A 26,037-nucleotide genomic window follows, 5' to 3' on the forward strand; every position below is an offset into this window, starting at 1 on the left:
TCTATATTTTTGAAAGTGCTGACTTTTTACGGTCTTTAAAATATTGAGATATTTCATCTAAACTCTTAGCATTGAAGGTTTCTTTAGCTGTTAAACCAGCTTTCCTACCAACACAGAGTCCATAATACATATCGTGATATCCATTTGTTTCATGCGCATCAGGGTTTATGGAAATTTGAACTCCTTTATCCAAGGCATATCGCACATAACGCCAATCCAAATCCAATCGCCAAGGATGCGCATTAATTTCAATAACCACTCCATATTCCGCACAAGCATCAATTACAGCTTTATGATTGATAGGATAACCCTTTCTTTGTAATAATAATCTTCCTGTTGGATGTCCTAAAATAGTGGTAAAAGGATTTGCAATGGCATTAATCAATCTATTAGTGGCTGTCTTTTCATCCATACTTAATGGAGAATGAATAGAAGCGACCACAAAATCAAAGCTTTCTAGCACATCATTAGCATAATCTAATGAGCCATCATTCAAAATATCAGATTCAATTCCTTTGAAGATCTTAAATGGTGCTAATTTTTCATTCAAAACATCAATTTCTTCATGCTGCTTTTTAACTCTAAATTCCTGTAAGCCGTTTGCGTAGGATGCCGTTTTACTGTGATCGCTAATTCCCAAATAATCATAGCCCAAATCCTTACAATATTGAGCCATTTCTTCCAAAGAATTTTTACCATCACTATAAGTACTGTGATTATGTAAAATCCCTTTTAAATCGTTCATTTCTACTAAATCAGGAATTGCATTTTCCTTGGCCCAATTTAATTCCCACAATCCTTCTCTTAACTCAGGGACTATAAAAGGAAATCCAGATGCTTTATATATTTCCTCTTCAGAGCTGAATTGTTTTTCCTTAAGAATATGACTAAAAGATTCACCTTTTTCCAATTCAGCATTTAAATGTTTAGGATGAGCAGTTGTTTTGAATAAATCATTCACAAACTGCTCCTTAGTAGTAAAAATGAGATGAATTTCAGCTTTTAAAGGCTTATAGATGAATTTTAGACTCAACGGCCCTGAATTTTTCTTATCAAGATCAAATTCATCATTTTTAGCTACATATTGAATGATTTTCGCCTTATTTTCAGATGCCACTAAAATTTCCAAAGGTTTTATTACCTCCATTTTTCTTCTTGTATCAGAAGTAATTGAAACTTCTTTTACTCCTTCTAGTGATTTTAGCTCCTTAATAATTTTTTCAGCTAATTGCTCTGCTTCCCTGTAGTGAATATATCCTCTCCAACTCAATTTATACTCAACTGCTTCCTGAAGTTTCACCTGAGTTTTATCACCAAATCCTTTTAGAGCAGCTATTTTATTTTCTTTGCAAGCAATTAATAAATCTTCCAGATTTTCAATTCCCAGTTTCTCCCAAATGAGTTTGATTTTCTTAGGACCAAAGCCACTTAATTGCATCATCTCAACAATTCCTTCAGGAGTTTTGGCACTTAAATCATCAAAAAGCTCAAAAGATCCCTGCTCATTGATTTGATAAATCGATTGTGCCAGGCTTTTGCCTACCCCTTCAATATTCTGAAGTTCATCTATATCCATTATAGCTAAACTTGTAGGGTGCCGTTCAAGACTACTAACAGCAGATTGGTAGCTTTTTACTTTAAAATCATTTTCGCCATGAAGCTCCATAAGCTTAGCTGTATTCTTTAAAATTTTTATTATTTGTTTATTTTCCAAAGCTTCTTGATTTTTTGTAAAATTAAAGGATATATTGAGAAGGATAATGGATAGTTTCTCTATTTTTTTGTGTTTAACAAAAGAGTTAATCTAATGTTATCATTACTGATTTTATTATCATGACTTTTTCTATGAATTTGAAAATTATATTTTGCTTTTTTTTATTGCCCGTATCCTTCAATTTAAGTGCTCAAATTTCACAACCATTAAGATTTGAAATTGAAATTGAGAATTTAGATAATGATTATTATGTAGTAAGTGCTAAAGAAGATGGGTTATTCCTATTCAAGGAATTAGATGAAAAAACCGATAACAATGAGTTTGTATGGGAAATCATTAGACTAGATACCAGCTTACTCGAAATCAACAGAAGAGAAGTAGTTATTGATCAAAAATTTTCTTTTCGGGGATACAGTTACGATAATGGCAATTTTGTAATGCTCTTTCAAGAAGGTCTTGATTATGCAAAAGATTTATTATTTCTCACTTTTTCTTTAAATGGGGACACCTTCCAATCTTACTTATATGAAAATCTAGTTCCTATAAAATTAACAGAATTCGAAATTAAAAATGATGCTGTGGTATTTGGTGGGAATGTGAATATGAGAACTGTTGTGATGATGTACAACTTCACGGCAAAAAAAGGGGTTGTTTTACCAGGCTTTTATAATGATAGAAGCAGTTTACTACAAATAGTTACTGATACAGATGATAAGTGGGTCAGGATTATTACCTCAGACCGAATGCCAAATAAGCGATATGGAATAACTGTCAGAGCTTTTAGCACTATGGGAGAACAGGTTTTTACCAATGAGCTTTTGGCTAAAGAAGATCTTAGCCTTACAGATGGCCGAATTGTCAATAGTAGTGAAGGAGGAAACTTATTAGCTGGCACCTACTCAGTAAGGAGAAGAACTGAAACTTCAAGAGGAATTTACGTGGCTGATTTTGATAAATCTGAAAAAGACCAAATCAACTATTATAATTATGGAGACTTAGAAAACTTCTTTAATTACATGCGGGAAAAAAGAAAGGAAAGAATTTTAAAAAGGATCGCTAGAAAGAAAGTTAAAGGAAGGAAATTGAGGTTTAGTTACCGACTATTTGTACAAGATATTATTAAGCAAAACAAGGAAAATATCCTAATTGGAGAGGCTTATTACCCTACCTATTCAAATCGCTCATATGGATATGGCTTTTCTCCTTACAGCTATGACCCTTTTACAAGTGGAAGATCTACCCAAGTTTTTGACGGCTATAAGTATACTCATGCTGTCATCATTGCTTTTGATGATGAAGGAAAACTTTTATGGGATAATAGTTTTGAAATCAATGATTTGAAAAGCTTTCAACTTGAGGAACATGTACAATTAGCTTTCTTGAAAAATGAAATCGTAATGCTATACCTCTATGATCAACAGTTAAAAATAAAGGTCATTAAAAACAATGAAATTGTGGAAGGCAAATACACAGAAGATTTGAAATTAATGTATGATAGTGATGAAATGAAAAGTAATGATGAAGAATTAGAAGGTTTAGAGCACTGGTATGGAAATAATTTTTATGCCTATGGAGTAAATAAAGTGAAAAATCTTAGGGATGAAAATATAAAACTGAATAGAAAAGTCTTTTTTATCAATAAAATCGTGGTCGAATAAATCATCAGTTTACTATCTTTGCCACAGCGCTATGGAAAAACGTCTGATTTTAGATACCGACCTATTACAAATCACCATTAACAGGTTAGTGGAAGAGTTGATTGAGAACCACAAAGATTTTCAAGATACGGTATTAATCGGTCTTCAACCAAGAGGAGTATTCTTAGCACAGAGAATACAAAAAAGATTAAATCAGCGATTAAATAAAGAACTTCCATTAGGATTACTCGACACTACATTCTACCGAGATGATTTTAGACGGAGAGATATTCCTATAAAAGCAAATGCTACTGATATCCCTTTCCTAATTGAAGATAAAAAGGTGATCTTAATAGATGATGTGCTCTTCACAGGAAGAACAGTTAGAGCTGCATTAGATGCAATGATCGCTTTCGGAAGACCTCGACTAGTAGAACTTTTGGCTTTTATTGATAGAAAATATACTAGAGATTTACCTATTCAACCGGACTATGTGGGGCAAAGGGTGAATACTATTAAAACTCAGCGAGTACTAGTGGAATGGACGGACCAAGGTGCTGAAAATGATAAAATCTGGTTAGTGACAAAAGAAGAATAATGACAAATTTAAGTGTAAATCATTTATTGGGTATCAAAGACTTAACAGAAGAAGATATTCAATTGATTTTTCAAACTGCCGATCATTTCAAAGAAGTTATCAATAGACCTATTAAAAAAGTCCCCTCTCTTCGAGATATTACCATTGCCAATATATTTTTTGAAAATTCCACTAGAACAAAATTGTCATTTGAATTAGCAGAAAAAAGACTTTCTGCTGATGTGGTTAACTTTTCATCATCTAATAGTTCGGTTAAAAAAGGAGAAACACTCTTAGATACGGTCAATAACATCCTTTCTATGAAGGTGGATATGGTAGTGATGAGACACTCAAGTGCAGGAGCTGCTCATTTTCTCTCCAGACACATAAATGCCAATATAGTGAATGCAGGAGATGGAACTCATGAACATCCAACTCAAGCATTATTGGATACTTATTCAATAAGGGAACAAGTTCAAGATCTTAAAGGAAAGAAAGTCGCGATCATCGGTGACATCTTACACTCAAGAGTAGCATTATCAAACATTTACGCCTTAAAAAAACTAGGTGCAGAGGTTATGGTTTGTGGTCCTGCCACACTTTTACCAAAATATATTGGAGATTTAGGAGTGAAAATAAGTTGGGATGTAAAAGAAGCTTTAGAATGGTGCGATATTGCCAATATTCTAAGAATCCAGCTAGAGCGACAACAACTGAAATATTTCCCTTCTTTAAGAGAATATTCACTTTATTATGGTGTAAATAAGAAGTTATTAGACAGCATCGGGAAAGAAATCATTGTGATGCATCCTGGACCAATTAATAGAGGTGTGGAAATAAGCAGCGATGTAGCCGACTCAAAACAATCTATAATACTGAATCAAGTAGAAAATGGAGTAGCTATTAGAATGGCTGTTCTATACTTATTAGCACAAAAAAGGCAGAATTAAGATTCTGCCTGGAGTATAAATTCTGTTAATTCTTGATTGGCACTGGGCCCGTAGCCATCAGCTATAGTTCCTTTTTTGCCAGATGAAGTTGATATTCGATATAATATTGATAAATCATCAGGATTTGATTTCCCTTCAAATCTATATTCTTCTATTTCAGTAATATCCTTTCTTTCAAAAGAGTCTTCTTCAGTTTTCAACTTTCCATCTTCAAAGAAAAAGTCTTCAGTATAACCTTGCTTTTTTAATTCCTCTATCTTTTCACCCACTGTGTTCATTGAATCCATAAACTTTGTTTTTGTTTATGGCTACTAACGGAATCAATTAAAGATTGTTAGCCAAACTGAACCCTAAAAATTCGATTGAATTTTCCGCCCGAAGGACAGACATCCCGGGATGTCGGAGTTAACCCTATTGTAATTATTTGAAAATCAGTTACTATTAATTGATTATTATCATTATCCAAATGCAGGTTATGAATAATCAGGGTTAATCTTCTAAAGCTTCAAAATAATTGATTATTGGAAATTCACCAGAAGCATCCATTGTATCGATTGCATAACCTAATTCACCATCATTTGTCATAAAAGTGATTACTGCAGAACCTTTATCTTCATACAAATATTCAGCTTCTACAGATACTTGCTCTGCCACATAATGTTTTTCTATTTGGATATCATCTTCTTCTTTTCTCAATACCAACTCTCCATTTTCAAAAAGAAAATTATTGCTATATCCATAATCAGATAACTCATTGATTTTGAATGCGATTTGTGGAATAAGGTTTTGCATAACGTTCTTTATTTAATACTATACAAAGAACGCCACTCTATTACTTACTGTTCTTCTTAAAAGAATATGAATATTACGTACGTCACATTTCAATGATGATTATAAATAACTAACTTTGCGGAAAGCAAATTGATAAAAAATGTACTACAACTCTATTATAGAGACCATTGGAAATACTCCATTGGTGAAATTAAACAAAGTCAACAAAGGAATACCAGGTACAATACTGGTAAAAGTTGAATATTTCAATCCTGGCAACTCCATGAAAGATCGAATGGCGATCAAAATGGTTGAGGATGCTGAAAAAGAAGGTAAACTTAAGCCTGGAGGAACCATCATTGAAGGGACATCCGGAAACACTGGTATGGGGCTGGCTTTAGCTGCCATTTCAAAAGGTTATAAGTGTGTATTCACCTTGGCTGATAAACAATCAAAAGAGAAAATGGACATTCTTCGTGCCATGGGTGCGGAAGTAATCGTTTGTCCTACTAATGTTAGCCCAGATGACCCTCGCTCCTATTATTCTGTAGCTAAAAAAATACATGAAGAAACTCCTAATTCTATTTATCCTAATCAGTATGATAATATGTCTAACTCAAGGGCACATTATGAAACCACAGGACCTGAGATTTGGGAACAAACAGAAGGAAAAATAACACATTGGGCTGCTGGTGTAGGAACAGGTGGATCTATGTGCGGTACTTCAAGATATTTAAAAGATCAAAATCCAGAGATCAGAAGCATCGGAATTGATTCTTATGGTTCTGTATTCAAGAAATATAAAGAGACTGGTAAATTTGATGAGAAAGAAATCTATCCTTATTTAACGGAAGGAATTGGTGAAGACATTTTACCTAAGAATGTTGATTTCGCAATGATTGACCACTTTGTAAAGGTAACCGATAAAGATGGCGCCATCATGACTAGAAGATTAGCCAGAGAAGAAGGTTTATTCTGTGGATGGTCTTGTGGTTCTGCTGTTCACGGTGCTCTTGAATATGCTGAGGAAAATATGAAAGAAGATGATGTGATGGTAATTATTCTACCAGATCATGGAACACGTTATCTAGGTAAAATTTACAATGATGATTGGATGAAAGATCATGGCTTCATTGAAAATAATGATTATGCAACTGCGAAAAATATTATAAAGAAAAGAAGTAGCAGTTACAAATTAATAAGCATTGAAAGCGATCAGAAAATTGGTGAGGTAGTAAAATTATTAGATGAGTTATCTATTTCACAATTACCGATAACCAAATCGGGTGAATTTGTTGGAAGTATTTCAGATACTCAGCTTTTAAATAAATTAGTAGAGAATCCGGAATTAAAGGCTAAGCCTATTTCGGAGATAATGGACAATCCATTCAAATTTATTGCTTTGAATACCACGGTTGATACTATTTCTTCCATGATGAATCATGGTGACAAGGCCTTGATGGTGTTAGATGATAAGAATGATGCACATATCATCACAAAACAAGATTTATTGATGGCGTTTGCAGACTAATAGCAGCACTCCATAAACCAAAAAAGGCTGTGAAAATAGATTTCACAGCCCTTTTTATTTGTGCGCACGAGAAGATTCGAACTTCCACACCAGTTAAGGCACCACCCCCTCAAGGTGGCGTGTCTACCAATTTCACCACGTGCGCTTGATTAGATAGCAAATATACATTCTAAAACTAAAAAACCTATCCATTTTTCACCAGATAGGTTTATGAAAGTGACCCGCTTGGGGTTCGAACTTAAGACTCTCCCGACTTTAAAAGTCGGAATGCTCTATCAGCTAAGCTATCGAGTTAAATTATGAGTATTAAGTAAATGCTTTTTAGTTTAGATTCGGAATCCAAAACTCTCTCAATTTTTTCCGGAATAACCAGTAAAACCCCAAAGAAAAAAAGCTCTGATTCGTTTAACCAGAGCTTTTGAAACAAGTGACCCGCTTGGGGTTCGAACCCAAGACCCCATCCTTAAAAGGGATGTGCTCTACCAGCTGAGCTAGCGAGTCATACTATTAATATTAAATATTCTTTTTTAACTTGGGTTCGGAACCCAAGTCGATCCCGATTCATTTAATCGGAATACTCTACCAGCTAAGCTAGTGAGTCCAAATCTTAAAGAAAAAAAATGCTCTGATTCTTTTTATCAGAGCTTTTAAAATAGTTTGTATCATAAAATTGTTTTCACAATTTTAAAAAAAGTGACCCGCTTGGGGTTCGAACCCAAGACCCCATCCTTAAAAGGGATGTGCTCTACCAGCTGAGCTAGCGAGTCATAATAATTGTATAAGTAATGTTATGTACCTTGGGTTTGAACCCAAGACCCTCCCGATCCATTTAATCGGGATACTCTACCAGCTGAGCTAGCGAGTCATTTACTATAAAATTTTACTCTATCTAATTCGTTTAATTAGCCAACTCAATATGATTGAGTTCCGAGTGTTTTTATTGCTTTTAAGTAGTCGTTTTCCTTAATTGCGTTGCAAAGGTAAGTACAAATAAATAAAATGCAAATGCTAAAGTTCAAATTTCTGTTTTCTTCTCTTATTCTTCTCATTGTTACTACTGCTGTTGGGTTCACGCAGTCCCTTGAAAAGGAATTAGTTAAGGCTGATTCTCTATATGAAAAAAAGCAGTATATCAGTGCAATAAAAATTTATGAGAAAATATATAATGCAGGAAATTCAAGTCCAGCTATGCTCTTAAAGTTAGCAAGAATTGAAGAAGGAATGGAAAATCCTGGTAAATCCATGTATTTTTTAGAAAAATATTATCAATCTACAAAAGATGAAAAAGTCATTGATTATTTAAAAGAAACTGCTAAGACTAAAAAAGCTATTGGTTTTGATTACGGATTAACTTATCAAGCTAATTTATTATATAAAGAGTGGAAACTCTACTTCCAATTATTCTTTTCAATTATCATCTTTTTAGGGCTTGGGTTAATGATAAAGAATAGAAATAAAATTCATAAAAAAAGAAATTATTTTGCACTTGCTTTTATACCTCTACTTTTTGTAGCCTTCCTGAATAACTATGATGGAAAATCAGAAGCCGTAATTACAAGCACTCCAAGTTATTTTTTAGAAGGACCTTCATCAGGAGCTAATTTAGTTGCGAAAGTAAATACGCCAGCAAAAATACAAGTTAAAGATCAAGTTGATGTTTGGAGTAAAGTGATTATTGAGGAGAAGGAAGCATATATTAAAACTTCTCAAATTAAAAAGCTTTGATTTTTAATAGCAAAGACTCTCGATCGGTTAAAACCATTGAATACCCTGAAAATTGTCAGTTTTCTTCCATGCAATTTAGAACCATTTGACCACACAAAACGGTCAGACGGAGTTAGAGCATGATTTAAAGAGAATTGCTTTACGGGAAATTCACCATTCTTAAAAGTTATTTCAGAACCCGTCAGACCGTGTGAACGCAAACCGTTTGCCCAGTGTCTGACGGTTCCAGCCGTCTGGCACATACCCGAAACGCATTATCTTAGTGTCTGAAATTAGCATTTAGCAAAAATAATAATCGATATTAGATAAATGTCATACATTTTCAATATCTAACATGAGTGTCTAAGATAAATTCAATGCACTAGCTTTTCCCTTCAAAAATATTAGCCTAATTTTGCAGGCTATGGGAAGAAAACCACATCCAATTATAGAGGAATTAGAGATTGAAAAGATAGCTTCAGAAGGTAAAGCTTTGGGCTATTATAAAGATAAAGTAGTATTTGTTGCAGGAACTGCTCCTGGTGACATTATTGACGTTAGAGTTCATAAGAAAAAGAAAAGTTTCCTTGAAGGAAGCGCTATCAAATTCCATAAAAAATCCGAGTTACGAATTGAACCGTTTTGTAGCCACTATGGTGTTTGTGGTGGTTGCAAATGGCAACATTTAAGCTATGATGATCAATTAGGATTCAAAAGCGAGCAAGTAAAAGATGCTTTAGAACGAATTGCTAAAGTTGAATTACCTGAAATCAACGCCATTCTAGGTTCAAAAAACACTACTTTCTATCGAAATAAAATGGAGTATACTTTCTCCAATAATAGATGGCTGACTACTGAAGAAATAGCATCAGGAGAAGAATTTGAATCAGATGCACTTGGTTTTCACATTCCTAAAAGATTTGATAAGATTGTTCAAATTGAGAAATGCTATTTGCAAGCTGATCCTTCTAATGCAATTCGTAATTCCGTTGACCGATTTGCAAAGGAAAATAACATTACCTATTTCAATTTGATTAAGCAAGTTGGCTTCTTAAGAAATTTAATTATCCGAACATCAACTACTGGTCAAACCATGGTCATTCTGCAGGTTGCAGAAGAAAATGAAGAATGGTTAAGCATGATGCTAAATCATATAAAAGAAAGCTTTCCAGAGTTAACTTCCTTGCTTTACATTCTAAATCAAAAAGGAAATGAAACTTTTCATGATTTGGATGTGAAGGTGTTTTACGGAAAAGACCATATTATAGAAGAAATGGAAGGTTTGCAATTTAAGATTGGCCCTAAATCTTTTTATCAAACCAATTCAGATCAAGCGTATGAGTTATATAAAGTAGCCAGAAACTTTGCCGATCTGAAAGGAGATGAAATCGTTTATGACCTTTATACAGGTACTGGAACAATTGCCAATTTCATTGCTAAAAGTGCTAAAAAAGTGATTGGAGTGGAGTATGTACCTGAAGCAATTGAAGATGCAAAAATAAATTCCCAACTCAATAATATTGAGAATACTGACTTCTTTGCAGGTGATATGAAAGATGTTTTCAATGATGAGTTTATAGCTCACCATGGCAAGGCAGATGTAATCATTACTGACCCTCCTAGAGCAGGAATGCATCCTGATGTGATCAATACACTTTTGAGTCTTGGTGCTAGTAAAATAGTTTATGTCAGTTGTAATCCTGCTACACAAGCCCGGGATTTAGCTTTATTAGATGAGAAATACAAAGTAACTAAAGTTCAGCCCGTGGATATGTTCCCACAAACGCATCATGTTGAAAATGTAATCTTGTTAGAACTAAAGTAGTTAAATAAAAAGGGCGATGACTAATAAGCCATCGCCCTTTTACTTTAACTTTTATTAATTGGATTACATTTCAAATTCAACATCTGTAGCAAGATCTAATCCATCTGCTGCTACTTCAAAGATATCTGAATTTATTGATTCACTTATCACAATAACACCAGCTTCATTTCTATCGGCAGCAGCAAGTTGCTCTGCAGATACGTTTGCAAACCAAACATGAGGATCAAGGGTAATCTGAGCAAGAGCATTAGTACCATCAGTTAAAACAACTGCACCTTCCATTTCTACCTCAAAAGTTTCTCCTGAATTAAATTCGAAACGAACCGGAGTTTCAACACCATCATGAGTAAATGTTCCGTTCAACACTACTCCTGGTTCATCACCTTCGTCAAAAAGCTCAATTTCTATTTCTACTTCTTCGTAAGTACCTGAAGGAATAGAAACTCCGCTAATATCAGGATTTGTAGATCCTGTTGCAAAATCAATCACAGTTTGCTGTTCTAGTTCAAATTCAATCTCTAAAGAATCTACATCTGCTTCAGCTTCAAATCTCACTTCACTTAAGGTGATAAAACCATCTGTAAACTCAAGTCCATTGGTTAAAGCCCTTTGGCTTGTGTTATCCGCAGTTGTGACCGTATTGAAGTCAAGATTTAATCTTGCTCCATTTGTTTCATCTTCGCTACAAGCAAACATTCCGAATGCTCCGAGAGCTACTATCAATAAAGATTTAATTTTAATCATTTTCATATTTATTTTTTCTATGGACTTGTATAAACTCAAAACGGTTGGAAGGTATTACAAAGATATTCGTATAAGCAATTATAAAATGATGTATGAAAATCACTTATATACAAAGAACAAAATAATGGATAAACAGAAACAGCAGTAGAATTGATGACCTTTAAAAACGGAAAAGTACCTTTTTCAAGTTAAAGATATTTTATGTCTATAATATTTTATGAACTAATTGGCAAAAGAATAATGTAATATTGAATTAATTGTTTCAGTATTTCTTATATCTTTCATTTAAAAGAAATAATCATTTCATTCCTGTATAAACTTATTATTAAAAAAATTATTCATCCTTAGGACGGTAGATTTCAAACTCTACCCTCCTATTCAATCTTCTATCATCATCAGTTTCTTCATCTTCAACCACTGGCTGACTATTCCCATATCCTTCTGCCACTACTCTATCTTTTTCAATTGGATGGAGTATTATAATATAATCTCGAATAGCATCTGCTCTTTCCTGAGATAGCGACTTATTCCTTAGCTCATCCCCAGATGAGTCTGTATGGCCTGATATTTTTAATTTAAATTCCGGATAATCAAGTAAAAAATTTACCACCTTATCCAAATCACTGTACATGTCAGGCCTTAGTTTGGCGGAATTTTCCTCAAATTCAATTGATTTGAATCTGATTTTACTTGTCAATGGATCAACATTTTTATTAATGACAGTGTCCCCATTAAGGAAAAACATCTCCTCAATTCTAAAGAGTTCGTCTGACTGAACCACCATCACATAATTGGCATTATTAATCAAATTAAATTCAAAGCTACCGTCTTCCCTTGTGAATTTTGGTGCTATCTCAATTCCATTTTCAATATCCACAATAGAAACTATTCCTCTAAACGGCTTACCTTTAACAGTATCCGTTACAACCCCAGAAACTTTGGTATTCGCCCCTGGTTGAGCTTCCATAGGCAATGGAAATGAAAATAAATCTAGATTATGACTTCTCATTGAAGAAGAGCCGGCATAGAATAAATCCTCAGATTCGGAATCTATCGTGAAATAATACTCATCTCCTTCAGTATTAATTAATGGCCCAATATTTTGTGGCTCATCCCATAAAAAAGATTTTGCATTGGCTTTATAAATATCAAATCCTCCGAAATTCAAAAGATGACCGTTGGAACTAAAATATAAGATCTTATATCGTGGGTGAATAAAAGGGCTTACTTCATTGCCTCTAGTATTTACAACGGGCCCAAGGTTTCTTGCCCTTGTCCAATTACCATCTTCATCTTTAACTGAAAAATAGATATCAGATAAACCAAATCCACCAATTCTATCAGAAGCAAAAAAGAGAGAATCTCCAGTAACTGATATTGTAGGGTGAGAATCCCAAGCTTTGGAATTTAAATTAGCCCCTAAGTTAACTACCTTGCTCCATGTACTATCTTCTTCTAGATGTGTCTCATATAAATCACAATTTCCAAATCCATCTGGAGAACCACACCTAGCAAAGATAATTTGATTCCCCTCTGAATTTAAGGTAGCAGAACCTTCATTATATCTGCTATTGATATCTCTCAGTTGAACTGCATCCTGCCACATTCCATCCTCTTGAACGGCAATATATAGGTCTTCATTGGAATTATTTGATAGAATACTGCCACTTAAACTTCGCTTTGAAGTAAAAATCATAGTTTTATTATCCAAAGTTAATGCAGGGGCATAATCAGCCATATTGGAATTGATTTGTTTCCCCATGCTCAATAATATACCTCGTGGAGGCACCAATGTATCAATTGATTTGCGGAAATCGACCAATTCATAATAATAATCAATGGGAACGTAATCATCTGTTTGTTCTAGCTGAACGGAATCCATGAAAATCTCCATTTGTCGCAAATCTATTTTGCTTTGATGGTGCTTCAGTGCCAATCTATATAAGCTTTTGGCCTTTTCAAAATCACCGTAGAGCTCTTCCATTTTAGCTAATTGCCAAATAAATCGAGTGTCTTTGTAAAAATTTTCAGTGGCAAACTTTTTTACATAGCCTTCTAATAATTCTTTAAATTTTTCCCAATTTTTATTTACCTGTGCTTTGTTAATTTTATTCAACTCATCTTCATCCTCGTAATAATTTATTTGGTTAACATTAGGGAAGTAAAATGGAAACAATTCATCAGTTTCTTTCTTAGATAAATCCACTTGAGGATTATATTGCCCTAAAAGATTAAAAGAAAAGCTAAGGAACAATATTAAAAAGCAATATTTAAAAGGGTGCTTCAAGACAATTTGATAGTTTTACGGTAAATATGTCAGTATATTAAACTTTAATATCCGAAAAATGTCGGAATTACATCGAAATTAAATATAAAATTAGACAATATTTTATTGGCATAACAATTGAATTAGGCAAGCACCCAATAATAGGGGACAAAAAAGAGGTTTCAAATGCCAAAATGGCTGAAATATTAAATATAAATATGGATTCAATATTAAAGCATCAACAAGTTTTTTCAGATATAAATGATGATGAGACAGGTGAGTTGATTCAACTCATATCTACTGATGAAGAAAATAGTATGCGAGAGGAAGAACTACCTGATGAACTTCCAATCTTACCCATTAGAAATACTGTACTTTTCCCAGGGGTTGTCATTCCCATAACGGTAGGTCGTCAAAAATCAATTAAACTTGTAAAAAAAGCTTACAAAGGCGATAGAATAATTGGCGTTGTAGCGCAATCTAACAGTAAAGTTGAGGATCCTGGAAAGGATGATATCTACAATATTGGTACAGTAGCTCGTATCTTGAAAATGATTGTTTTACCTGATGGTAATACCACTATCATCATTCAAGGAAAACAAAAATTTGAAGTAAAAGAGATAGTTCAAGAAGACCCATTCTTAGTTTCTACCTTTCAAGAATTGGATGATGAAGAGCTTGACCCCAAATTAAAATCAAATAAAGCAGTAATTCAATCACTAAAAGATGCTGCAAGCAAAATATTAAAGCTTAACCCTGAAATTCCTCAAGAAGCTCAGGTTGCTTTAGATAACATAGAGAACCCGAATTTCTTAACGCATTTCCTTTCTTCCAACATTAATTCGGAAGTAGCCGATAAACAAAAGTTATTAGAAAAAACTAATGCTAAAGAACGCGCTACTTTGCTTTTGGAATTTATGTTGAAGGATATCCAAATGCTGGAATTGAAAAATGAAATCCATAAAAAGGTTCATACGGATATTGATCAACAACAAAGAGATTATTTCCTAAGACAGCAGATTAGAGTTTTGCAAGATGAATTGGGACAAGACAGCCCCGACCAAGAATTGGATAATTTACGATTGAAAGCCAAAGATAAAAACTGGTCAGAAACTGTTCAAAAACATTTTGACAAAGAAATTGATAAACTTTCCCGTATCAATCCACAAGCAGCAGAATATCCTGTTGCGATGAATTATGTAGAATTGCTATTGGAATTGCCTTGGGGAGAACTCACTAAGGATAATTTCGATCTGAAAAGAGCCAAGAAAATATTAGATCGTGATCATTACGGGCTTGAGAAAGTTAAAGAAAGAATTATAGAATATCTTGCGGTATTGAAGCTCAAACAGGATATGAAAGCGCCAATTCTTTGCCTTTACGGACCTCCAGGAGTTGGTAAAACCTCATTGGGTAAATCCATATCAGATGCTTTAGGTAGAAAATATGTACGCATGTCATTAGGTGGTGTTCATGATGAGGCCGAGATTCGTGGTCACAGAAAAACCTATGTAGGTGCAATGCCTGGTAAAATCGTTCAAAACATGAAAAAAGCGGGAAAATCAAATCCTGTCTATATTTTGGATGAGATCGATAAAGTAAATTCTGATTTCCGAGGAGATCCTTCATCAGCTTTGCTTGAAGTATTAGACCCAGAACAAAATGAAGCTTTTCAGGACAATTACCTGGAAGTGGATTATGATCTGTCAAACGTTTTATTTATTGCGACTGCCAATTCTTTAGATACTATTCATCCAGCTCTAAGAGATAGAATGGAAATTATTGAGGTAACAGGTTACACTTTAGAAGAAAAAGTAGAAATCGCTAAAAAACACCTTATTCCTAAGCAGAAAAAGGAGCATGGCTTAAAAGCGAAAGATGTCACCATCAGCAAAAAAGCAGTTGCTAAAATCATTGAAGACTATACAAGAGAATCAGGTGTAAGAGGATTGGAAAGAACGATTGGAAAAGTCGTAAGAAATATTGCCAAATCCATTGCAATGGAAGAAGAGTTCAATAGTAAAATTGAAACGGAAGATGTTATCAGAATTTTAGGTGCTGAAGCTTATGAAAAAGAAATTTATCAAGATAATGAAACCGCTGGTTTGGTTACCGGACTTGCATGGACTTCAGTTGGAGGTGAAATCTTATTCATAGAATCGAGCCTAAGCAGAGGAAAAGGGAAATTGACACTTTCTGGTCAGTTGGGCGATGTAATGAAGGAATCTGCCATGACGGCCCTCTCCTATTTGCGTTCTCATGCCGATGAATTAGGAATACATCATAAAATATTTGATCATTACGATCTTCATATTCATGTTCCAGCTGGGGCGGTACCAAAAGACGGACCATCAGCTGGTATAGCAATGATTACCTCCTTAGCTTCTATATTCACTCAAAGAAAAGTAAAATCTAGATTAGCCATGACAGGTGAGATTACTTTGAGAGGAAAAGTATTGCCAATTGGTGGCTTGAAAGAGAAAATTCTAGCTGCAAGAAGAGCAGGAATTAAAGATGTGATTCTATGTCAGCGAAATAAAAAAGACATAGATGAAATTGATTCAAGATATATCAAAGGCTTAAATATTCATTTTGTGGATCAAGTAAGTGAGGTATTAGAAATCGCTTTACTGAATGAAAAGATCAAGAATCCGATTGATTTTGTAATTCCAGAAGATGACAACAAAAAAACTGTCTCGGCCAGTATAATATGATTTGGCAAAAGGTCATAGCAAGCCTTTTCACCATCTGTTTGACCTTTACAACAGCTTATGGTCAAATAGGTGGATTGCGTGCCTTTTCATTTATGGAAACACCTAATCATGCAAGATTAGCTGGTATGGGAACTGTAAATGTAAGTTCAAATGCAGGAGATGTCAATATGGTTTGGCAAAACCCTGCATTATTGAATTCTGATATGGCAGGACAAATTTCCTTTAGTGTAAACCCGTATTTTGCAGACATTTACAATAGTCAAATAACTTATGCCGAAGATTTTGAAAAGGTAGGCATTTTCAGTTTGGGTATAAGTTATTTTCATTACGGACAGTTTGAAGGATTTGACAATACAGGAGGAACAACTGAAAATTTCAATGCTTCAGATTATGCTATTCAAGTTAGTCACTCAAGAGAAGATGGCGTTTTTAAATATGGAGCAAGTTTAAAATTTGTTGCAAATCAAATCAGTGGTTTTAATCAATCGGCTTTATTGGCTGATTTAGGTGGTGCATTTGTACATCCAGAGGAAGAACTAAGTTTAGGATTAGTGATCAAGAATTTAGGGTTTTTCACCTCAAAATATGCAGCAGAAGAAAGAAATTTACCTTTTGATGTACAATTAGGCGGAACTTATAAACCCGAGTTTATGCCTTTCCGTTTCTCCTTAACATTGAATCGGCTCTATCAATATGATTTAAGCTACTTTGATGAAAGTTTACTTAGTGATGATGATAATGTGGTTTTTACGGATGTAAACAATAATTCACCATCTACTTTTGATAAAATTTTTCAGCATGTAACTATTGGTACTGAGATAATTTTAGGAAAAAATGTAAATCTACGAGCAGGTTATAATCATCTTATCCGTCAATCATTAAGAGCTGAACAAGTAGGCGGTGCAGGAGGGTTTACATTTGGAGTATATTTTCAAACCAAAAAATTTAATATGGCCTATTCAAGTGCCATTTACCAAGCGGGTGGTTTTGCCCATTTTATAACGCTAGGAAGTAATTTAAAAGAATTTGTAAAGAAGAAATCATGAACAATAATTTATTTTTGACACCGAAAGAAATCGTTGTAGAACTCGATAAATATATAATAGGACAGAATGACGCTAAGCGTAATGTAGCCATTGCATTGCGTAACAGATGGAGGCGTATGAATACCCCTATCGAAATCCAAGGTGAGATTGTTCCTAATAACATTTTAATGATTGGACCGACTGGTGTAGGTAAAACCGAAATTGCCCGAAGATTGGCTAAGATTGCTGATGCCCCATTTACGAAAGTGGAAGCTTCCAAATTTACGGAAGTGGGATATGTAGGGCGAGATGTAGAAAGCATGGTGCGTGATTTGGTTGAGCAATCTGTAAACCTAGTCAAAGCTTCCAAAAAAGAGGAAGTGAAAGAAAAGGCCTCACAAGCAGTGGAAGATATCATTCTGGATGCTTTAATCCCACCTATGAAGTCAACAAACCAACGCCCTGTTAGCACCACGGCAGATAATCAGGTGCCTGACAATGATTATGAGTTGAACCAAAAGACCCGTGAGCGTTTCAGAGAAAAATTACGTAATGGAGAATTGGAGGATCGTAAGATTGATATCAATGTACAAACTGCTTCCAGTAATGGCATGGGCATGGTAGGTGGAGGAATGATGGACGAAGCTTCCATGATAAATCTACAAGACATGCTCAGTAACATGATGCCAAAAAAGAACAAGAAGCGTAAAGTCACTATAGAAGAAGCTAGAAAAATCTTAATAGATGAAGAGGTTTCCAAGCTTATTGATATGGATGAAGTGAAAGAAGAAGCCATCAAAAAGGCAGAAAATACCGGAATGATCTTCATTGATGAGATTGATAAAATCGCAAAAGGCAGTGGCAATTCAAGCGGTGGCGATGTAAGCCGTGAAGGCGTACAAAGAGATTTATTACCAATAGTAGAAGGAAGTGCTGTAAACACCAAGTATGGTATTATTCATACTGATCATATTTTATTTGTAGCAGCTGGAGCTTTCCATGTGAGCAAACCTTCAGATTTAATTCCTGAATTACAAGGACGTTTTCCAATCAGAGTGGAATTAGACAGCTTGACTAAAGCAGATTTCTTAAGAATTTTGAAAGAGCCTAAAAATGCTCTTACAAAGCAGTATACTGCATTGCTGAAAGCAGAAGAAGTGGATTTACAATTTGATGATGATGCGCTTGAAGAGTTGGCTGAAATAGCTTTCCAAGTAAACTCTGAAGTTGAAAACATAGGAGCAAGAAGATTGCAGACCGTCATGAGTAAGTTGCTGAATGAATTATTATTCGATATCCCAGATAAAATTGGAGCCAATGCCAAAGTGGTGATCACTAAACAAATGGTAGGCGAAAAACTAGATGGCTTAGTGAAGGATAAAGACTTGAGTCAGTATATATTGTAAACTATAATAAAGAATAAATTTAAGCCCGCAATTCTTTTAGGATTTCGGGCTTTTGTATTTGTAACAAGTACTGAAAACCTTAAACCATCTCATTCGATTATATAAAAAACATTCAAATTTAGATCATGAAAAAATCATTATTCATCATTACAGGAGCAAGCAAGGGCATAGGAAAAGGATTGGCTGAAAAAGCCTTGGAGACAGGTGCTGATGTCTGGGGAATTAACAGAACTCATTCCATCGAGCATAAAAATTATAAGGCTTTGACTTTTGACTTAGCAGATATACACGATCTTCTAAAAGAGCTTCCTCAATTTTTCTCCGAAGCCAAAGACTATGAAAGAATTGTCCTGATTAATAATGCAGGGACTTTGGGTGATATTGGACATTTAGGAAATATTGAAAATGAGAGTATTCCGCATTTATTTGATTTAAATGTGAGTGCCCCTATCCTATTGATGAATCAGTTTATGAAGGATTTTAAGAATTTTAAAGGAAAAAAAATCATCATCAATATAAGTTCAGGAGCTGGTAAAAATGCTGTAGATGGTTGGTCAGGTTACTGTGCTTCAAAAGCGGCTTTGGATATGGCTTCAAAAGTAGCAGCTAAAGAAGCTGAAATGGATGGAAATGGCTTTATCATAAAAGCTATTGCTCCGGGCGTGGTGGATACTGAAATGCAAACACAAATCCGCAGTACAGATAAAAAATCATTCAGCGGAGTAGAGAAATTTAAAAACTTAAAGGAAGAAAATCAGCTGAGTAGTGAAGAAGAAGTGGCAGAAAAATATTTCCATTTTATTGATAATTTGGAGAAGTATCCTGATGTGATTTTAGATGTGAGGGATGTTTGAATCCTCTTACCGTTAGTTCTAAATTAATAAATCACCTGATTTATTAGTAGTTTATATTTCTTATTGAAGTTTTAATTTAAAACCTCTACTAATTCAGTCAAAAAGCTTATCTTAAGCTTTTAGATTTAAAATGAACCGAAACAGAAAAAGATTATACCGTACTATCGGCTTTGCCATTCTCATTATATCCGTTGGTTACATAGTAAATGACCAATTAAAGAAAATGGGGAATAGAATTTCGGGTGAATATTTACAAGAGTTAATCACCAAAGAAAGTAAGGGGCTTTATCAATTTAATTATGAGGAAATTGACCTAAATATTCTTAGGAAATCAATAGAAATAAGAAATATAAAATTAATTGCCACTCCCAAAAATCGTGAAGATTCCATTAACTCAAAAAACATTTATGAAGCTCAGGTCGGTGAAGTGAAAATCTCATTAGAATCTGTTTTAAGAATTTATACTGATAAAGAATTGGTGGTAGATGGAATAGAGGTTATAGACCCATTATTGTTTATGACTAAAATCAATCCTGAAAAAAAGCCGCTGAAATTCGGTCGAGAAACAGGAGAGCTTTATGATGTTATTTCTCAATATTTGGAATTACTTCAAATCAACTATCTGAAGGTCAGAAGTGGAACAGTTGATCACTCACCAAGTAATTTCAGATTAAAAGCCATTGATTTCAATATTGAAAACTTTGAAGTATCTCAGAAAACAAAAAGGAAAAAAATCTTTTACTCGGAAGCCATAAATCTTGGTGTCAACCAGCAATCCATTTTATTACCTGACAGCATACATGAATTGAGTTTTGATGGTTTTGAATTATCCACTAAAGATTCCATTCTTAATTTCAATAATTTTAAGATCAATGCAAGAGATGACATCGACCCAGAAAAAGTATTCCAAAAGGAAAACCAAAATGTATACGATATTGATATCCCAACTTTGGAATTAAAAGGGATAAACTATCTTAAAGCTTATGAAGATAACTTCTTGGTGGTGAAAGAGGTGAATATCCCCAAACCAAAAATCAAAATACAATCGGTTTTAAAATCGAAAGAAAAAAATACGGGACAGGCAGAAAACAGCATTGGCGCATCACTTTTAGCACTTTTTGATTTAATTAAAATTAATGAATTTAAAATTGAGGAAGGTGGCTTAAATCTGACTTTAAAAGGCGATAACCAACAAAGATTTTTATCAGACAATATCAGTATAGAATTGTTTAATATTGAATTAGATTCTACTCAAAGAGATATTCAAAATATCATCCATTATTTTGAGCACGCTACAGTAGAGATCAATGATTACGATTACCTATTGCCTGACAATTTACATAACATTAAATTCAAAAAACTGAACTTCAATACTATAGACTCTACTTTATTAGTCCAAAACCTCGAAATAAAACCATCAAGAAGTCTTGATGACAGTACGTTAACACAATTCAATCTTAATTTACCATTGTTAGAGATGGAAGGCATTGCCCACCGAGACATTTATGATAATGACCGAATCAATTTGAAGAACCTAGCTTTAAGTAATTCAAAAATCACTATTACTCCCCCTTATTTAAAAAATTCTGAAGACCAAAATGGTATGATTACACCTGAAAGATTATTTAAAATCTTAGGTAAATATTTTAAGGAAGTAAAACTTAAAAAGTTTTCTGTTCTTAATACTGATGTAAGTGTTGGGGAATTTCTCGTTGGTAATTCTCTAAACATACAATCGCATTCTCTCAAAATTGATTCAGGCTTTCATTCATGGCATAAAATAGCGGATAGCACTTTAATAAATGGACAGGAATTGCTTTATAAACTGGAAAATGGTCAATTTCGTGTCAGTACTTTTCAATCTGAGAATAATCTGCACTCCTTAGATTTAACCAATTTAAACTTCACTTATGAAGATATTAAAGATAAAGTTAAGGTAGATTATCTGAGTTTTAAAGGCATACAATTGGATAGCATTCTCCATAGAAGTAAAATCAGTATAGACAGTCTGACTCTTTTTAAGCCAACTATTAACTTGAGCTATAAAGATTTAAAACAAAAAACTAATGCCCGTAATGAATGGGGATTTCCAGATAAACCAATTAATGTATTATTGAGAAAAGGTGGTTTAAAATACCAGATAGATGAATATAGAAATTTATCTATAGCTGATTTTGATGTAGAATTGAATTATCAAAATGAAGTAAAACTCTTTCAAGTTTTAGCAAAAGAATTTTTGCTAAAAGATGATAAACTCAAACATCAATTTCGATTATCGAAATTGACGCTTCCAAAAAATCCGTCCAACTTATCACTTTATGATTTTCAGATTAGTCCATATCAGTTAAATGATAGCCTATCGATTTCCATTAAAATCCCTAAAATAAGCTTTATAAATTTCAATAAAAATGCTCTGATTAGTAATAAAAGCTTTGAAGCAGACAGCATGTTGAGCCTAATTACTCAATTAAATTATACTGGTTTGAGTGATTTGAAAAAGAATTTCACTTTTTCAAATGACCATAAAAGTGAGTATAGCTTTGCTGTTAAAAATAGTAAAATAGAACTAACAGGCTCAAGCATTCTTTTACTTAATGATGAAAAAAAGAAAAGTCAGATCGTGAGTTCAGATGCTAAATTAACACTCCGTAACCTAAATTTTCCTGAGAATGAAAATCAAAATTTCTTCTTTGCTGATGATTTCATCTTATCCAATGAAAGCTTTAAATTTTACTCTCCGTCAAATGACACTATTTCCGTTCGGAATCTAAACTACAACAGCCAAAGTCAAGCGGGTGAAATTAAAGAATTTATTTTTAATAGGTCTGACAATAGCACATCATTGACAATAGGTGGAATAAAAATGAAAAATGCTAATATCAATGAATATGTGCAAAAGAAGCAAATCAATATTCAAAAATTCAGCAGTACTAAGACCACACTTAATCTGAGAATAAATCAAGATAGCGAGAAGATTCCACAAAAGGTTGCGCTTCCATTCAATTCTCTAAAGATTCAAGAATTATTCTCAAGTGATATAAATATAAAAATATATCATGAAGAAAATGAAAGAGATTATTATGTAAGAAAAGCAGATTTATTGATCAATACAATCGCTTTTGATTCTACCCTTAATCCAAAAGAAATTCATCATCATATTAATTCAATGGTATTTAGTGGAAAAAATTATAGAGAAAATTTTGGCAAACATTATACGATTACCGCCAACGACTATACTTTCCGATATCCTTCATCAAATTTTGCCGCACACAACATTAAAATGCGCTCAAAATACGACCGATTTGAATATAGTGATCACATTGAATTTCAAAATGATTGGTTTAAGCTTGATGTCTCAGCTTTAAAAGTTAAGAAACTCGATATTGACAGCCTGCTAATCAGCCAAAAATTCATCGTTAATAAATTGGAATTAGAAAATGGAGACTTTACCGTTTTTCGTGATTTGAATGTGCCTCATAACGAAGATAAAAAAGTACCTATGCCCCAGAAATTGCTTTCAGAAATGGATTTTGCTTTTAGTGTAGATACTATTTTTGTTAATTCTGATATTCACATTCATATTATGCCTAAAGAAACTTCAGGAATTGGGACTATGACCCTCAATATTGATAATGGTTATCTGTATAATATGCGAACGCACCATTTCAGAAATACTAAACCTATGATCCTTCAAGCCACAGGAAAACTAAACGAAAAAGCTGATTTCTCAACTAAAGTGAATTTCCCAATGCCATCCGAGAAAAGTGAATTTCATTTTATGGGTACGGTAGGAGAATTAGATTTGACAGCTTTAAATGAAATGCTGATTCCACTGGGCGCAATTGAAGTACGATCTGGCTTTAATGAGGAAGTGAACATTAACTTTAAGGGTAGTGATGAATATGCTGAAGGTTTAATAGAATTTCGTTACAATAACTTAAAAGTTGACATTCTAGATAGAGAAACATATCAATCCAAAGGCTTTGGCAACAACCTAAAAACCATTTTTGCCAATAGTTTTGTTGTCAGCTCTAAAAATCCTAGATGGTTCAGTCTGCAAGAAGGCAATATTTTCTTTGAACGTATTAAAAGTCGTTCTATTTTTAATTTTTGGGCTAAAGCACTTTTAAGTGGAGCGGTAAGCAGCATCGGAATCAATAAAAGTAAAGAAGAAGCCAAAGCTTATTATAAAGAAAATAAGGAATCGATTGAGGAAATTGATGAGTGATATTTTTATAAACTCATTATCTTCTACCTTCATTTTGGTATTTAAAGCTAAATTAAGATGCATTTAAATAGAAAAGTGAAAACATCTGTAAAAGGTATGGAACTAAGTCGAATTCAGCCTAATGCAGCAAGATGACATATTGGTCATATTGAATTTACAGCACTCATCAGGTTTTTAGATTAGCAAATTTTTAATAATTTTAAAGTCAATACTTTATCAGAAAAAAAATCTGATAGCGCTATTTTAAAAATCAGATTAGCTTAAAACTTTCAACCAATGCAATTAACCGAAGAACAATCCGCCATTATCTTATCAGATGGCAACATCAAAATAAATGCAGTAGCAGGTTCAGGAAAAACCACCACTTTGATTGCTTATGCTGAAAGCAGACCCAAAAACAGCAGAATACTTTATCTGGCATTTAATAAATCTGTAAAATTAGAAGCTAGCAAAAAATTTAAATCTAAGAAGCTTTTCAATGTTGATGTGCAAACTGCTCATTCCTTGGCTTTTAAGCATGTGGTAATCGGAAATAACCTGGAAATCAACAGCAACGGATACAAAAATCATGAATTAGCTGATATATTAGGTATTAAAATTACTGGTGAGCCTATGGCAGAAATGATTATCGCCAATCACATTAATAAATTCACTGCCTACTTTTGCAATAGCAGTGCTTCTAAGGTGGAAGAATTGAATTATGAAGACACTATTTCAGACAAAAAAGCTTTGGCTTTTGTAAAGGGCAATTATTCCTATATCAAAAAGAAAACCCGTGAGTTTTTGGCGAAAATGAATAAAGGAGAAATTGCTATCACCCACGACTTTTACTTGAAAAAATTCCAACTTGAAAATCCTCAGCTTAATTACGATTACATCCTGTTTGATGAGGGACAAGATGCCTCCCCTGCTATGTTGGAAGTTTTTCTCAATCAAAAAGCTACTAAAGTGATTGTAGGAGATACTCACCAACAGATTTATTCTTGGAGGTATGCCGTTAATTCATTAGAAATGGTGGATTTCAAAGGATTAGAATTGTCAAGTAGTTTCAGATTTAATGACAAAATTGCATATCTGGCTCAAGCCATAGTAGAAAGAAAAAAATATCTTCAACCGATTGTGAAATTCCAAATCACAGGAAAAGGTGAACCTTCAAAAGGAGAACAAAAAGCAGTTTTAGCACGCACCAATTTAGGGCTTTTGACAAAGGCGATCGATTACATTTCTGAAAGAGAGAATTTGGATGGTATTTACTTCGAAGGCAATATTAATTCCTACACTTATGCTGATGATGGAACATCGCTTTATGATGTTTTAAACCTTTACAATGGCAAAAGAAAATTCATCAAAGACCCATTGATTAAAAAAATGAATTCTTTGGAGGACTTAGAGGAGTATATCGACAAAACCGAAGACATGCAATTGGGAATGATGGTGGAATTAGTCAGAGAATATGGAAATGAAATCCCAAAATACATCAAGCAATTAAAGGGGAAACATGTTGAAAATGAAGATAGAGAAAAAGCACACATCATTTTTTCCACCGTGCACCGATGCAAAGGAATGGAATATGACTCTGTTCAGTTGGTAAACGATTTCCTTACAGAAGAGAAATTAAAGAAATTAACACAACAAAAAGACCTCCCTGATTTGATCAAACAAAAGCTTAATGAAGAAATCAATTTATTATATGTAGCCGTAACCCGAACCCAAAACAAGCTTTTTATAGAAGAAGAATTACTTCCTGAAAATTGGGCTAAAAATGGGCAAATTGTTTTATTGAAGCATAAAGAAGAAGAAAATAATCAATCCATAAAAGACTTAAAAGTGCCTAGCTTTGAGGAGAAGGCTTATGACCTTGCGGAAGTTAGAAAGAAACACAAATCAGCTTATGCGCCATGGAATGATGAATTGGACAAAGAATTAAAATTTATGTTCGAAGAAGGTTTGAGCACCAAAGATTTAGCTAATCATTTTGGTAGAACTAAAGGAGCCATCAGGGCAAGGATTCAAAAATTGTTTTCATTTGAAGATTTGTAAAATGTAATCTCCACTCAAATATTACAGACGAATTGATATTATTTATCGGTA

The 26,037-nt window shown here is 33.7% G+C and carries 17 protein-coding genes and 3 tRNA genes; 12 read left to right on the forward strand and 8 right to left on the reverse strand.

Annotated elements, in window-relative coordinates; all coding sequences use genetic code 11:
* Position 1: 1 nt before the first annotated feature.
* Positions 2-1,714, reverse strand: coding sequence for a DNA polymerase/3'-5' exonuclease PolX (gene polX, locus QYS49_RS14510; protein ID WP_308348278.1), 1,713 nt, complete (start codon positions 1,712-1,714; stop codon positions 2-4).
* Between the two features lie 137 nt (positions 1,715-1,851).
* On the opposite strand from polX, the gene QYS49_RS14515 reads away from it, so the two are divergent.
* From QYS49_RS14515 to QYS49_RS14525, 3 genes are read left to right on the forward strand one after another with little or no spacing between them, the layout of a single operon-like run.
* A complete protein-coding gene (locus QYS49_RS14515) occupies positions 1,852-3,372 on the forward strand; it encodes a hypothetical protein (protein ID WP_308348280.1) in 1,521 nt (506 codons plus the stop codon).
* A gap of 31 nt (positions 3,373-3,403) precedes the next feature.
* The gene (gene pyrR, locus QYS49_RS14520) at positions 3,404-3,949 is read left to right on the forward strand and encodes a bifunctional pyr operon transcriptional regulator/uracil phosphoribosyltransferase PyrR (protein WP_308348281.1); all 546 of its coding nucleotides are present in this window, start codon (positions 3,404-3,406) and stop codon (positions 3,947-3,949) included.
* Positions 3,949-4,878 carry an aspartate carbamoyltransferase catalytic subunit gene (locus QYS49_RS14525; RefSeq protein ID WP_308348283.1) on the forward strand — a complete coding sequence of 310 codons (930 nt, stop codon included), beginning with the start codon at positions 3,949-3,951 and terminating at the stop codon, positions 4,876-4,878. Before pyrR ends, QYS49_RS14525 begins: the two co-directional genes overlap by 1 nt.
* Here QYS49_RS14525 and QYS49_RS14530 read toward each other — a convergent pair.
* Complete coding sequence (locus QYS49_RS14530; protein ID WP_308348285.1) at positions 4,875-5,165, reverse strand: phosphoribosylpyrophosphate synthetase; 291 nt, start codon at positions 5,163-5,165, stop codon at positions 4,875-4,877. The genes QYS49_RS14525 and QYS49_RS14530 overlap by 4 nt on opposite strands.
* Positions 5,166-5,367: 202 nt before the next feature.
* The gene (locus tag QYS49_RS14535) at positions 5,368-5,670 is read right to left on the reverse strand and encodes a hypothetical protein (protein ID WP_308348286.1); all 303 of its coding nucleotides are present in this window, start codon (positions 5,668-5,670) and stop codon (positions 5,368-5,370) included.
* A 139-nt stretch (positions 5,671-5,809) separates the two neighbouring features.
* Here QYS49_RS14535 and QYS49_RS14540 point away from each other — a divergent pair, with 139 nt between their 5' ends.
* On the forward strand, positions 5,810-7,180 hold the full coding sequence (locus QYS49_RS14540) for a cystathionine beta-synthase (RefSeq protein WP_308348288.1): 1,371 nt from the start codon (positions 5,810-5,812) through the stop codon (positions 7,178-7,180).
* Positions 7,181-7,241: 61 nt separating this feature from the next.
* Here the strand turns inward: QYS49_RS14540 and QYS49_RS14545 are convergent.
* The 3 genes from QYS49_RS14545 to QYS49_RS14555 all read right to left on the reverse strand — a co-directional run bounded on the left by QYS49_RS14545 (position 7,242) and on the right by QYS49_RS14555 (position 7,947).
* Positions 7,242-7,325 (reverse strand) — tRNA-Leu (locus QYS49_RS14545).
* 283 nt (positions 7,326-7,608) lie between these two features.
* Positions 7,609-7,681, reverse strand: a tRNA-Lys gene (locus tag QYS49_RS14550).
* 193 nt (positions 7,682-7,874) lie between these two features.
* A tRNA-Lys gene (locus QYS49_RS14555) sits at positions 7,875-7,947 on the reverse strand.
* Between the two features lie 238 nt (positions 7,948-8,185).
* Here QYS49_RS14555 and QYS49_RS14560 point away from each other — a divergent pair.
* Both QYS49_RS14560 and rlmD read left to right on the forward strand, forming a co-directional pair.
* Positions 8,186-8,905, forward strand: a complete 720-nt coding sequence (locus QYS49_RS14560) for a tetratricopeptide repeat protein (protein ID WP_308348289.1) — start codon at positions 8,186-8,188, stop codon at positions 8,903-8,905.
* 403 nt (positions 8,906-9,308) lie between these two features.
* The gene (gene rlmD / locus QYS49_RS14565) at positions 9,309-10,709 is read left to right on the forward strand and encodes a 23S rRNA (uracil(1939)-C(5))-methyltransferase RlmD (protein WP_308348291.1); all 1,401 of its coding nucleotides are present in this window, start codon (positions 9,309-9,311) and stop codon (positions 10,707-10,709) included.
* Between the two features lie 63 nt (positions 10,710-10,772).
* Here the strand turns inward: rlmD and QYS49_RS14570 are convergent, their stop codons facing one another.
* Both QYS49_RS14570 and QYS49_RS14575 read right to left on the reverse strand, forming a co-directional pair.
* On the reverse strand, positions 10,773-11,453 hold the full coding sequence (locus tag QYS49_RS14570) for a hypothetical protein (protein ID WP_308348293.1): 681 nt from the start codon (positions 11,451-11,453) through the stop codon (positions 10,773-10,775).
* A 334-nt stretch (positions 11,454-11,787) separates the two neighbouring features.
* Entirely contained in the window at positions 11,788-13,659 is a 1,872-nt protein-coding gene (locus QYS49_RS14575) for an OmpA family protein (protein ID WP_308348295.1), read from the reverse strand.
* A 278-nt stretch (positions 13,660-13,937) separates the two neighbouring features.
* Between QYS49_RS14575 and lon the strand changes: the two genes are divergently transcribed.
* The 6 genes from lon to QYS49_RS14605 all read left to right on the forward strand — a co-directional run bounded on the left by lon (position 13,938) and on the right by QYS49_RS14605 (position 25,986).
* Positions 13,938-16,433: an endopeptidase La gene (lon, locus tag QYS49_RS14580; protein ID WP_308348296.1), complete on the forward strand. Its 2,496-nt coding sequence runs from the start codon at positions 13,938-13,940 to the stop codon at positions 16,431-16,433.
* Entirely contained in the window at positions 16,430-17,479 is a 1,050-nt protein-coding gene (gene porQ / locus QYS49_RS14585) for a type IX secretion system protein PorQ (RefSeq protein ID WP_308348298.1), read from the forward strand. The genes lon and porQ overlap by 4 nt, the downstream gene beginning before the upstream one ends.
* The gene (gene hslU / locus QYS49_RS14590; RefSeq protein ID WP_308348299.1) at positions 17,476-18,864 is read left to right on the forward strand and encodes an ATP-dependent protease ATPase subunit HslU; all 1,389 of its coding nucleotides are present in this window, start codon (positions 17,476-17,478) and stop codon (positions 18,862-18,864) included. The genes porQ and hslU overlap by 4 nt, the downstream gene beginning before the upstream one ends.
* A gap of 125 nt (positions 18,865-18,989) precedes the next feature.
* Positions 18,990-19,718 (forward strand): SDR family NAD(P)-dependent oxidoreductase, encoded by a 729-nt coding sequence (locus QYS49_RS14595; RefSeq protein ID WP_308348301.1) that lies wholly within the window; start codon positions 18,990-18,992, stop codon positions 19,716-19,718.
* Between the two features lie 130 nt (positions 19,719-19,848).
* Positions 19,849-23,946 carry a hypothetical protein gene (locus QYS49_RS14600; RefSeq protein ID WP_308348302.1) on the forward strand — a complete coding sequence of 1,366 codons (4,098 nt, stop codon included), beginning with the start codon at positions 19,849-19,851 and terminating at the stop codon, positions 23,944-23,946.
* 276 nt (positions 23,947-24,222) lie between these two features.
* Positions 24,223-25,986 carry a UvrD-helicase domain-containing protein gene (locus QYS49_RS14605; protein WP_308348304.1) on the forward strand — a complete coding sequence of 588 codons (1,764 nt, stop codon included), beginning with the start codon at positions 24,223-24,225 and terminating at the stop codon, positions 25,984-25,986.
* The last annotated feature ends 51 nt before the right edge of the window (positions 25,987-26,037 follow it).

It is taken from the genome of Marivirga salinae (genome assembly GCF_030503855.1).
Classification (GTDB): domain Bacteria; phylum Bacteroidota; class Bacteroidia; order Cytophagales; family Cyclobacteriaceae; genus Marivirga; species Marivirga salinarum.